General features: G+C 55.6%; 11 protein-coding genes. All 11 read left to right on the top strand.

All coding sequences use genetic code 11. From position 1 onward, the window contains the following. Window positions 1-69 precede the first annotated feature (69 nt). The 11 genes from rimP to pnp all read left to right on the top strand — a co-directional run bounded on the left by rimP (window position 70) and on the right by pnp (window position 11,446). Complete coding sequence (rimP, locus tag ACFSKT_RS07345) at window positions 70-531, top strand: ribosome maturation factor RimP (protein ID WP_377722116.1); 462 nt, start codon at window positions 70-72, stop codon at window positions 529-531. A gap of 51 nt (window positions 532-582) precedes the next feature. Then, the gene (gene nusA, locus ACFSKT_RS07340) at window positions 583-1,680 is read left to right on the top strand and encodes a transcription termination factor NusA (protein ID WP_377722115.1); all 1,098 of its coding nucleotides are present in this window, start codon (window positions 583-585) and stop codon (window positions 1,678-1,680) included. 46 nt (window positions 1,681-1,726) lie between these two features. Next, window positions 1,727-2,038, top strand: coding sequence for an RNase P modulator RnpM (gene rnpM, locus ACFSKT_RS07335; protein ID WP_377722114.1), 312 nt, complete (start codon window positions 1,727-1,729; stop codon window positions 2,036-2,038). Beyond that, a complete protein-coding gene (locus ACFSKT_RS07330) occupies window positions 2,031-2,354 on the top strand; it encodes a L7Ae/L30e/S12e/Gadd45 family ribosomal protein (RefSeq protein ID WP_377722113.1) in 324 nt (107 codons plus the stop codon). The genes rnpM and ACFSKT_RS07330 overlap by 8 nt, the downstream gene beginning before the upstream one ends. Further along, on the top strand, window positions 2,347-5,298 hold the full coding sequence (gene infB / locus ACFSKT_RS07325; RefSeq protein WP_377722112.1) for a translation initiation factor IF-2: 2,952 nt from the start codon (window positions 2,347-2,349) through the stop codon (window positions 5,296-5,298). The genes ACFSKT_RS07330 and infB overlap by 8 nt, the downstream gene beginning before the upstream one ends. Before the next feature lie 7 nt (window positions 5,299-5,305). Further along, the gene (gene rbfA, locus ACFSKT_RS07320) at window positions 5,306-5,662 is read left to right on the top strand and encodes a 30S ribosome-binding factor RbfA (RefSeq protein WP_148928110.1); all 357 of its coding nucleotides are present in this window, start codon (window positions 5,306-5,308) and stop codon (window positions 5,660-5,662) included. After that, window positions 5,659-6,663, top strand: coding sequence for a DHH family phosphoesterase (locus ACFSKT_RS07315; RefSeq protein WP_377722111.1), 1,005 nt, complete (start codon window positions 5,659-5,661; stop codon window positions 6,661-6,663). The genes rbfA and ACFSKT_RS07315 overlap by 4 nt, the downstream gene beginning before the upstream one ends. After that, a complete protein-coding gene (truB, locus tag ACFSKT_RS07310) occupies window positions 6,660-7,580 on the top strand; it encodes a tRNA pseudouridine(55) synthase TruB (protein WP_377722110.1) in 921 nt (306 codons plus the stop codon). Before ACFSKT_RS07315 ends, truB begins: the two co-directional genes overlap by 4 nt. Before the next feature lie 76 nt (window positions 7,581-7,656). Continuing rightward, the gene (locus ACFSKT_RS07305) at window positions 7,657-8,610 is read left to right on the top strand and encodes a bifunctional riboflavin kinase/FAD synthetase (protein WP_377722109.1); all 954 of its coding nucleotides are present in this window, start codon (window positions 7,657-7,659) and stop codon (window positions 8,608-8,610) included. A gap of 168 nt (window positions 8,611-8,778) precedes the next feature. Beyond that, entirely contained in the window at window positions 8,779-9,048 is a 270-nt protein-coding gene (rpsO, locus tag ACFSKT_RS07300; RefSeq protein WP_090574209.1) for a 30S ribosomal protein S15, read from the top strand. 289 nt (window positions 9,049-9,337) lie between these two features. Next, window positions 9,338-11,446 (top strand): polyribonucleotide nucleotidyltransferase, encoded by a 2,109-nt coding sequence (gene pnp, locus ACFSKT_RS07295; RefSeq protein WP_377722108.1) that lies wholly within the window; start codon window positions 9,338-9,340, stop codon window positions 11,444-11,446. Window positions 11,447-11,530 lie beyond the last annotated feature (84 nt).

Below are 11,530 nucleotides of genomic sequence, written 5' to 3'. Positions count from 1 at the left end.
GGAGCATGACGGTCATGCACGCTAGTAACGTACATACGAACAACGCAGCTGTACGAGGGAGGCACACGTTTGAGCACATCCAAAATCAAATCCGTCGTCGAAGAGATGGTTCGTCCTTTTCTAGACGAGCATGGCTTTGAGCTTGTCGACATCGAATACGTCAAAGAAGGCAGCAATTTCTTCTTGCGCGTATTCGTGGACAAGGAAGGCAACATCGATATCGATGAATGCGGCCGTATCAGCGAGTATTTGAGCGAGAAGCTGGATCAGAACGACCCAATCCCGGATGCGTACTTCCTCGAAGTATCTTCACCGGGGGCCGAGCGCCCGCTCAAGAAGCCGGAAGACGTGCGTAAAGCGGTCGGCAAACACGTGTTTGTCACGACTTACGAGCCAATCGACGGCAGCAAGGAATTCGAAGGCAAGCTGCTTGCGTTCGAAGGCGACGAGCTGATCGTGGAAGTCGGCAAAAAGAAACATGCCCTTCCGTATGCCAAAGTTGCGAGCGCCCGGCTAGCCATCGTATTTTAATCAGCGCGGGATGGGTGAACGGAACGAATTGAAAGGGGGAACTCATTTCCAATGAGCATGGAGTTTATTGAAGCCTTGTCGGAAATCGAAAGAGAGAAAGGCATTGCGAAAGACATATTAATCGAAGCGATTGAAGCGGCATTGATTTCCAGCTACAAACGCAATTTCAACACCGCCCAGAACGTAAGGGTGGATATCAACCGCCACTCTGGCGTTATTAAAGTATATGCGCGTAAAACGGTCGTCGATGAGGTGTTCGATCCGAGGCTGGAAATTTCGGTCGAAGCCGCGCGCGCGATCAACCCGCATTATACGCTCGATGACATCGCAGAGATTGAAGTCACGCCGCGTGATTTCGGACGGATTGCGGCGCAAACCGCGAAGCAGGTCGTGACCCAGCGGATTCGCGAAGCGGAGCGGGGTCTCATTTATAACGCGTATATCGACAAGGAAGAGGACATCGTCAACGGCATCGTCCAGCGTCAAGACGTGCGCAACTTGTTCGTCGACCTGGGCAAGGTGGAGGCGGTTCTGCCGCTGACCGAACTAATGCCGACCGACAAGTTCAAGCACGGCGACCGCGTCAAGTCGTTCATCACGAAAGTGGAGAATACGACCAAAGGGCCGCAAATTTTCCTCTCCCGCACACATCCGGGACTGTTGAAACGGTTGTTCGAGCTCGAAGTGCCGGAGATTTACGACGGCGTCGTCGAGATTCGTTCGGTCGCACGCGAAGCGGGCTTCCGCTCCAAAATCGCCGTGCATTCCCGTAATGCGGAAGTCGATCCAGTCGGATCCTGCGTCGGACAAAAAGGGATGCGGGTACAAACGATTGTCACGGAGCTGAAGGGCGAGAAGATCGATATCGTCCGCTGGTCGGAGAATGTGGAAGAGTATGTGGCGAACGCGCTCAGCCCGTCCAAGGTGCTCGAGGTAATCGTATATGAGCAGGAGAAAATGGCGCGCGTCATCGTGCCGGATTATCAACTCTCGCTTGCGATCGGCATCAAAGGCCAGAATGCCCGCCTTGCCGCGAAGCTGACCGGCTGGAAGATCGATATCAAGAGCGAGACGCAGGCCGAGCAAGAGTATGGCCGGCCGAAATCGCCGATGAGCACGATGCACCAGGACTCCGTCTCGATCGATTAAGCGAAGGGCCCGATCGGGCCAAAGTTTTCGATGAGGGGGAGTAGCGGTGAAGCCAAGAAAAATCCCGCAGCGAAAATGCGTGGCTTGCCAGCAAATGCTGGCGAAGAAAGAACTGATTCGGGTCGTCCGTACGCCCGATGAAACGGTACTGATTGATTTAACGGGCAAGAAAGCCGGGAGAGGCGCTTACTTGTGCGGTAAAGTGTCATGCTTCAAGCTGGCCAAGAAATCGAAAGCGCTGGACCGTGCGCTAAAACAACCGGTCAGCACAGAGATATACGATCAGCTCGAGCAGGATTTTATCGCGGTCGAGGATGAATTTATCGCGGCCAAAGATCGGGCGGATGACGATGAATAAGACGCTTTCTCTTTTAGGCATGGCCATGCGGGCAGGCAAGATCGTGACGGGCGACGAGACAGTCTTGAAGACCATTCGTCAAGGCAAGGCGAAGCTCGTTATCGTGGCGGCAGACGCATCGGACAACACGAAGAAGAAATATCGCGACAAATGCTCGACCTATAATGCGAAGCATATCGAGGCGCTCGATCGAGAGTCGATCGGGCACGCGATTGGCAAGGCAGAGCGGGTTCTAGTCGCCGTGACGGACGGAGGTTTTGCTGCCGGCATCGAACGAAGTTTAATCCAATCTTCGGAGGTGGAGAGTATTGACTAAACAGCCAGACAGCAAGGATAAAGACAAAGATAAATTGCGCGTCTACGAGTATGCCAAATCGCTTAATATGAGCAGCAAGGAAATTATCACGATTTTGAAGCGTCTTGATCTTCCCGTGAATAATCATATGAGCGTTATGGAAAACGAAATGGTGAGTAAAGTCGAAGGCTTCTTCCGAAATATTAAACAGAACGCGGCCGTCAAAAGGGCGCAGGAAGGCGCGAGCGTAGCTTCCGCGACCCGTCCGTCACAACAGGAATCTAAAAGTCAGCAGAACCGTCCGGTACAGCAACGGGCGCAAGAGCAGACCGCGCAAGTACAGGAAACGAAACCGGCGCAAGCCGAATCGAATTACGAACGACAGGGGAATACGTCCATTAAAACTAACTCAAACACACCAAACCAAGGCGGACAAAGCCGTCCGCAAAGCAGTCGTCCACAAGGTCAGGGAGGCCAAGGCGGAAGCCGCGGCCCAGGTCAGCAAGGTCAAGGCGGTTACCAAGGTAACCGCGGGCAAGGTCAAGGCGGTCAAGGCGGTCAAGGCGGTCAAGGTGGAAGCCGCGGTCCGGGACAAGGCGGCGGTTATCAAGGCAGCCGTCCACAGGGTCAAGGCGGTCAAGGCGGACAAAGCGGAAGCCGTGGTCCGGGACAAGGCGGCGGTTACCAAGGCAGTCGTCCGCAAGGCCAAGGCGGTCAAGGCGGCGGTTACCAAGGCAGCCGTCCGCAAGGTCAGGGTGCTCAAGGCAGTCGTCCACAAGGCCAAGGCGGTCAAGGCGGCGGTTACCAAGGCAGCCGTCCGCAAGGTCAGGGTGCTCAGGGCAGCCGTCCACAAGGCCAAGGCGGTCAAGGCAGCGGTTACCAGGGCAGTCGTCCGCAAGGTCAGGGCGGCGGCGGATATCAGGGCAGCCGTCCGCAAGGTCAGAGCGGCGCAGGAGGCCCAGCACGTTCGTTTGACCGTCCTGCGCCATCTACGGGCGGCTCCGATTTCGGGGGACGTTCCCCAGGCGGCCAAGGTGGCAATCGCGGTGCCGGCGGTGCAAGAAAACCATCGAAGCCGGGCGGCAATACCTACGGCGGCAACAACCGCGGATTTGACGATAACCGCACGGGCAACTTCCGAGGCGGCAATCGTGGCGGCAAAGGCCGGGGCAAGGGCGGCCATCAGATGGAGCGCAAAGAGAAGATCGACAACACGCCGAAGAAGATTATCGTTCGCGGCGAGATGACGGTCGGCGATCTGGCGAAGCTGCTTCACAAAGACGCTTCCGAAGTCATTAAGAAGCTGATCTTCCTGGGTGTCATGGCGACAATCAACCAAGAGGTCGATATCGACACCGTGCAACTGATCGCAACGGAATACGGCGTTGAAGTCGAAGTGAAGATCCCGGTCGAGGAAGACGCATTCGAAACCTTCGAAGAGAAGGACGAAGAGGATACGCTGGAATCGCGTCCGCCGGTCGTTACGATCATGGGTCACGTTGACCACGGCAAAACGACATTGCTCGACGCCATCCGCAAAACAAGCGTAACGACGGGCGAAGCCGGCGGCATCACGCAGCATATCGGCGCGTACCAAACTGAAATCAACCATAAAAAAATCACGTTCCTGGATACGCCGGGTCACGAAGCGTTCACGCTCATGCGCGCCCGCGGCGCTCAAGTAACGGATATTACGATCATCGTCGTGGCAGCGGATGACGGCGTCATGCCGCAGACCGTCGAAGCGATCAACCATGCGAAAGCGGCAGGCGTGCCGATTATCGTCGCGGTGAACAAGATCGATAAACCGGAAGCCGATCCGGACAAAATCAAGCAAGCGCTCACCGAATACGAACTCGTGCCGGAAGAGTGGGGCGGCGATACGATTTTCGTCAACGTTTCCGCGAAACAGCGCATCGGTCTCGAAGAGCTGCTTGAGATGATCCTGCTCGTAGCTGAAGTCAATGACTACAAAGCGAACCCGAACAAACGGGCGCGCGGTACCGTCATCGAAGCCGAGCTCGACAAAGGCAAAGGTCCGGTAGCGCGCGTGCTTGTCCAGCACGGCACGCTCAAGATCGGAGATGCGTTCGTTGCCGGCAACTGCTTCGGCCGCGTTCGCGCGATGGTCAATGATAAGGGCCGCCGTCTGAAGGAAGCCGGACCAAGTACGCCGGTCGAGATTACGGGCCTGACGGAAGTTCCGCTCGCGGGCGATCCATTCCTCGCCTTTGAAGACGAGCGCAAGGCGCGCGCCATCGCAGAACGCCGCGCGATCAAGCATCGTCAGACCGAGCTGGGCGCGAATTCCCGCGTTACGCTCGACGATCTGTATAAACATATCAAAGATGGCGAAATTAAAGACCTGTTCGTCATTATCAAATCCGACGTACAGGGCTCGACGGAGGCCCTTAAAGGTTCCCTGGGCAAGATTGATATTGAAGGCGTTCGTGTCAAAGTCATTCATAGCGGTGTAGGCGCGATTACGGAATCCGATATCAACCTCGCTTCCGCATCCAATGCGATCGTCATCGGCTTCAACGTTCGTCCTGAACCGCAAGCGTTGGCGACGGCAGAGCAGGAGAAGGTCGACATCCGCTTGCACAACATCATCTACAACGTGATCGACGAAATCGAGCACGCGATGAAAGGGATGCTGGATCCGGTATTCAAAGAAGTCGTCATCGGCCAAGCGGAAGTGCGGAATATTTTCAAAGTCAGCAAGGTCGGCACGATCGCGGGCTGTATGGTCACTTCCGGCAAAATCACACGTTCGGCGAAAGCGCGTCTTATTCGCGGCGGCATCGTTGTCTTCGAAGGCGAGATCGAGTCGCTCAAACGCTACAAAGACGACGCGAAAGACGTGGCGCAAGGTTACGAGTGCGGCATTACGCTTGACCGCTACAACGACTTGAAAGAGGGAGACACGATCGAAGCCTACGTCATGGAAAAGGTTGAGAGGTGATTAACCTATGGCGAAAATTCGCGTAGGGCGTGTCGGAGAACAAATCAAGAAAGAAATCAGCACCATCATCCAGACGGAACTGAAAGATCCCCGGATCGGTTTTATTACCGTGACGGGGGTCGAGGTGACGGGAGACCTGTCTCAGGCGAGAGTATTCCTTAGCGTGCTTGGCAATGACGAGCAGAAGGAAGAGACGCTTAAGGCGCTATCCAGAAGCACCGGGTTCATCCGCTCCGAGCTCGGCAAGCGGATCCGTTTCCGCCATACGCCGGAGCTGATCTTTAAGTTTGACAGCAGCATCGAGTACGGCAGTCGGATCACGTCGATTCTCGGCCAATTGAATGATGGAGGTAATGGACAATGACGGCGGGCATGCCGTCATTTCCTGCATACGCGGACCAATTGGGCCAAGCGCTTGCGTATATGCGGGAAGGCGAACACTTTCTCATCGTTTCGCACGTCCAGCCTGACGGGGATGCCATCAGTTCGACGTTAGTGACCGCTTGGCTGCTTGCCAAGCTGGGCAAGACCTTCGTCATGATGAACGAGAGCTCGGTTCCGTTGAGACTCGGCTATTTGAAGGGCTCCTCGCATATCCAAAGCATGAATGAGGTGGCCGCTGAAGTGCGCTTTGATCGCGTAATCGCGGTAGATTGCGCGGATTATAAGCGGATCGGTCTCGTCTCCGAACGATTCGCGCCGGGTTGCGGCTTGCTTAATATCGACCATCATCCGACGAATGACCATTTCGGAACCGTCAATTTAATACGATCGGATGCTGCCGCAACGGTCGAAATTTTGTATGATTTAATCGAATTCGCGGGAATTCCGTTAGACGTTGAGGCGGGCACGGCCGTCTATACCGGTCTGTTGACCGATACGGGAGGTTTCCGTTATTCCAGCACGTCGCCGCGCGTCATGCAGATTGCTTCCGCCATTTTGACGCTGGGCGTATCGGGTCATCTGCTGGCCGAGCATTTGCTGGAAAAAATGACGAAAGCGCAGCTGCTCTTGCTGCAGCGCGGTCTAGCGAACCTAACCTTTTCGACCGATAACCGCATTGCATGGATTACGGTTGGCCATGCGGATCTCGAAGCGACGGGAGCGACGAGCGAAGACCTCGAAGGTCTCGTGAACTATGCGAGGAACGTAGAAGGCGTCGATGTCGGCATGCTCTTTAAGGAAGCCGCAGACGGCTGCGTAAAGGTAAGCCTTCGTTCGTCCGGGGCAGCCAACGTATCGGCGATCGCCCAGTCGTTTGGTGGCGGAGGTCATGTGCGAGCTGCCGGCTGCCGATTGGATTTGCCGATGCAGGAAGCGGTTAACCAGGTCATACAAGCGGTAAGCGAGGCGTTACAGGGATGACGGACGGGATTTTGGCTATTTGGAAACCTGCTGGCTGGACCTCCCACGACGTGGTGGCCAAGGCAAGAGGGATACTCCGCATCAAGCGGATCGGCCATACCGGCACGCTTGATCCGCAAGTAACCGGCGTGCTGCCGATCTGTATCGGCCGCGCGACCCGAGTCGTCGAATACGTCCAGGAGCGTCCGAAAGCTTACGAGGCGGTACTTAAGCTCGGCATCGCGACCGATACGGAGGATATGACCGGCACGGTGCTTGAGGATCGGCCCGGCATCCGATTAACGGAGGGACAGCTGCGCGAGGCGTTAGCTTCATTCGTCGGGGAGATCGAACAAGTGCCGCCGATGTTCTCGGCCGTACGCGTGGACGGCAAACGGCTGTATGAGCTCGCTCGAGAGGGCAAGGTCATCGAACGAAAGTCCCGGCGTGTCACGGTTCATGAGATTGCGCTGATCAGCGCGGATTTGGAGCAGGACTACCCGGAGATTCGCTTCTCGGTCGTTTGCTCCAAAGGTACATATATCCGGACGTTGTGCGTTGACATCGGCCGGCTTCTGGGTGTGCCGGCAACGATGAAGGAGCTTGTACGCACAATGTCTGGCGGCTTGACACAAGCGGATTGCGTGACGTTGGAGCAGCTCCGCGAACTTCAGGCCAGCGGGAATATTGCCGACAAGCTGATTCCCGCGGACGCGCCGCTTGAATATATGCCCCGCGGCGACGTCGGCGAGATCACGGCGCGTAATGCGCTTCAAGGCAAGCGGATCGCGTTCAAGTATGTTCGGATCGAGGATGCCGTGCTGCGGGAATCACCGCTCATTCGCCTTTATGGCCATGACGGGATGTTCCTGGGCGTGTACGAACCCGATGCGGAGAACGAGACGCTGAAGCCCGTTAAAGTATTTACGCCCGTATAAACGCATGGCCGTGCGCGTATGCATCGTAACGCGGAACAGCCCAGTTGAGACGAAGAACATAAAGCAGGTGTAGCTCTTGAAAATCATTTCGTTGCATTATCCACTATCGGCCGGCGAGTTGGAAGGCGCAGAACCGACAACGATCGCAATCGGTCATTTCGACGGCGTTCATCGCGGACATCAGAATGTCATCCGTACGGCAGTCGAAGCGGCGCGGGAGAGCGGCGCGAAAGCAGCCGTCATGACGTTCCATCCGCATCCGAAGGAAGTGTTGGGAAATAACGCCGGACAGTATGTAACGGCGCTTACACCGCTCGCCGACAAGCTGGAATGTTTCGAACGGCTTGGCGTCGATCTCGTGTACGTCGTTCAATTCGATCTGGCGTTCGCGGCGGTATCGCCAAGCATGTTTGTCCACGACATCTTACGTCCGCTCCAAGTACGCCGCGTCGTTGTCGGCTTTGATTTCGCGTTCGGAGCCAAAGGCGCGGGCAATGCTTCGGTCATGCGCGAGCTGTGTGAACCGGAAGCGATCGAAGTGAGCGTCATTGAGCCTTATTTGCTGGATGGCGAGAAAGTAAGCAGCACCCGGATTCGGGCGATGTTGGCGGATGGGAAACCTCAGGTAGCGGCCGAGTTGATCGGAGCGCCTTACGCGGTTCGCGGCACGGTCGTGCAAGGGGAAGGACGAGGACGGACGATCGGTTATCCGACGGCGAACGTACAGCCGAGCGCACCCTATGTCGTACCCAAGATCGGCGTGTACGCGATTCGCGCGGAAGTTGACGGCCAGCTTTACGACGCGGTATTAAATATCGGCGTGAAGCCAACCTTCCACGAACATTTGCCCGAGCCTGTATTTGAAGCGCATTTATTCGACTTTAATGAAAGCCTGTATGGCAAGACCGTTACGTTACGTCTGATTGCTTTCTTGCGCGCGGAGCGGAAGTTCGGATCGATCGATGCGCTCATCGCGCAAATCAACGCCGACGCGGAAGAGGCCCGCTCTATTCTTTCATCAAATTCATAGCGGACTCCATTTACTTTTCGGTATGGATTGTGGTATACTCTTTAACGTTGCGTAGTTGAAGCGGATTTTTCCAATCTGCTGCGCACTGAACCTTTGCTTGGCCATCGTGCTTTCACCGGGACGATCGGCGAGGCAATTGGCGATTATGATACAAGGAGGTGAACAAGGATGGCACTTACGCAAGAACGCAAGCACCAACTGATCGACGAGCACAAAACTCATGCGAACGATACCGGTTCCCCGGAAGTTCAAATCGCTATCCTGACGCAAAACATTGTGAACTTGACAGATCATCTTCGGACGCACAAGAAAGATCACCACTCGCGCCGCGGTCTGCTTAAGATGGTTGGTCAGCGCCGTAAACTGCTGGCTTACCTGAAAAACAAAGATGTTAAACGTTACAGCGCACTGATCGAAAAACTCGGTCTTCGCCGATAACATGCGGGGAAAAAGCAACCTGGTTGTTGGGCTATCCGTAAGGATAGCCTCGCCGGGTTGCTTTTTGTAACGTAAAGGACCTGTCCGAGGAAACGACGAAGTATGGTTAGCCGCCTTGGATGAAAAGCTACATAATGGGGTTATTGCGGTTCCGCTTCACGATGGACGGACGGATCGATCCTAATTGATAAGCTCCAATTATTGCGGGAGCTTTTCTTATATCAACTTGCAAACTGATAGAACTGCAGCCATCGGGGGGAGTCCTCCGGGTGCAGCAAGGAGGGATTTCATGATACAGCGTGTAGAAATGTCACTAGGCGGTCGTCCGCTTATTCTCGAGACAGGACGATTGGCGAAACAAGCGAACGCGGCGGTGACGGTTCGTTACGGCGAGACGGTTATCCTCTGTACGGTAACGGCTTCGAACGAACCGAAGAAACTGGACTTTTTCCCGCTTACGGTGAACTACGAGGAAAGACTGTACGCGGTAGGCAAAATTCCAGGCGGATTCATTAAACGCGAAGGACGTCCGAGCGAGAAAGCGATTTTGGCGAGCCGCTTGACCGACCGTCCGATTCGTCCGTTGTTCCCGGAAGGGTTCCGGAACGAAGTGCAAATCGCGGATATCGTCATGAGCGTCGACCAAGACTGCCCGCCGGAGATTGCGGCGATGATCGGAACCTCGGCAGCGCTGTCCATCTCAGACGTGCCGTTCAACGGACCGATCGGCGGCGTTATCGTCGGACGGATCGATGGCGAGTTTATTATTAACCCAACGGTCGAGCAGGAAGCGAAGACCGACATCTATGTCGTCGTCGCGGGCACGAAAGACGCCATTATGATGGTGGAAGCGGAAGCGAACGAAGTGCCGGAGAGCGTGATGCTGGAAGCAATCATGTTCGGCCATGAGGAAATCCGCAAAATCGTCGCGAAAATCGAAGAGCTCGTAGCGGCTGCCGGTAAGCCGAAAATGGAAGTCAAACTCCATGAAGTGGATGCGAACGTGAACGAGCAAGTACGCGCATTTGCGGCGGAACGTCTTGTACAAGCCGTCCGGATTCACGAGAAACATGCACGCCAAGATGCCATCGACGCGGTAAATGTCGAGACGATCGCGCATTTCGAAGTTGAATACGCGGAGATGCCTGAGCTCATCGGCGATGTGAAAGAAGTCCTGTACGATATCGTCAAAGAAGAAGTGCGTCGACTGATCACGCACGACAAAGTGCGTCCCGACGGCCGCGCGCTGGACGAGATCCGTCCAATCGAATGCGACGTCGCGCTGCTGCCGCGCACGCACGGTTCGGGTCTGTTCACGCGGGGGCAGACGCAAGCGCTTAGCATCTGTACGCTTGGCGCGTTAGGCGATGTGCAAATTCTCGACGGCATCGACCTGGAAGAAACGAAGCGCTTCATGCATCATTACAACTTCCCGCCGTTCAGCGTCGGCGAAGCCAGACCGCTCCGTCCTCCGGGTCGTCGCGAGATTGGACATGGTGCATTGGGCGAGCGCGCGCTCTCCAAAGTCATTCCGCCGGAATCCGAATTCCCGTACACGATTCGCCTGGTATCCGAAGTGCTGGAGTCGAACGGTTCCACGAGCCAAGCAAGTATTTGCGCGAGCACGCTGGCTATGATGGATGCAGGCGTACCGATCAAGGCACCGGTTGCCGGCGTGGCGATGGGTCTGATCAAGAATGGCGAGCATTTCTCCATTCTGACCGACATTCAAGGCATGGAAGACCATCTCGGCGATATGGACTTCAAAGTCGCGGGTACGCCTGAAGGCGTGACGGCGATCCAGATGGACATCAAAATCGACGGCATCGACCGCGCGATTTTGACGCAAGCGCTCGAGCAAGCGCGCGTAGGTCGCATGCACATTTTGGGCAAAATGAACGAAGTCATGCAGAAGCCTCGTACGGAGCTGTCCCAGTACGCGCCGAAGATCGTCATCATGAACATCAATCCGGACAAGATCCGCGATGTCATCGGCGCTGGCGGCAAAGTCATCAACAAGATCATCGAAGAGACGGGTGTCAAAATCGATATCGAGCAGGATGGCAAAGTGTTCATCGCTTCTTCCAACCAAGCGGCGAACGAGCGCGCGAAGCAGATCATCGAGGGCATCGTCCGCGAAGTCATCGTCGGCGAAATTTACTTGGGCACGGTCAAACGGATCGAGAAGTTCGGCGCGTTCGTGGAGATTTTGCCGGGTAAAGACGGCTTGGTTCACATCTCCCAGCTGTCAACCGAACGCGTAGCGAAAGTAGAAGACGCGGTGAAGATCGGCGATCAAATTACCGTTAAGGTAACCGAGATCGACAATCAAGGCCGTGTGAACTTGTCCCGCAAAGTATTGCTGGTCGCCCAACAACAAGAGCCGGCGCAGTCGTAGGACCACGCCGCTCGTCCTCCATATCGTAGAAGAAAGAGCCAGAGTCATGTCTGTCTCTTTTTTTGTTGCGCAAATAACTCCCGC

Origin of the sequence: Paenibacillus xanthanilyticus (assembly GCF_042682185.1) — a bacterium.
Lineage (GTDB): Bacteria > Bacillota > Bacilli > Paenibacillales > Paenibacillaceae > Paenibacillus_Z > Paenibacillus_Z xanthanilyticus.
The sequence above is the reverse complement of the archived record's forward strand: the minus strand, read 5'-3'. Positions and strand labels throughout refer to the sequence as shown.

Bases quoted from the DNA above. Each gene is read 5' to 3' on its own strand.
- nusA (WP_377722115.1), top strand. From the start codon at position 583: ATGAGCATGGAGTTTATTGAAGCCTTGTCGGAAATCGAAAGAGAGAAA.
- ACFSKT_RS07330 (WP_377722113.1), top strand. From the start codon at position 2,031: ATGAATAAGACGCTTTCTCTTTTAGGCATGGCCATGCGGGCAGGCAAG.
- rbfA (WP_148928110.1), top strand. From the start codon at position 5,306: ATGGCGAAAATTCGCGTAGGGCGTGTCGGAGAACAAATCAAGAAAGAA.
- ACFSKT_RS07315 (WP_377722111.1), top strand. From the start codon at position 5,659: ATGACGGCGGGCATGCCGTCATTTCCTGCATACGCGGACCAATTGGGC.
- truB (WP_377722110.1), top strand. From the start codon at position 6,660: ATGACGGACGGGATTTTGGCTATTTGGAAACCTGCTGGCTGGACCTCC.
- rpsO (WP_090574209.1), top strand. From the start codon at position 8,779: ATGGCACTTACGCAAGAACGCAAGCACCAACTGATCGACGAGCACAAA.
- pnp (WP_377722108.1), top strand. From the start codon at position 9,338: ATGATACAGCGTGTAGAAATGTCACTAGGCGGTCGTCCGCTTATTCTC.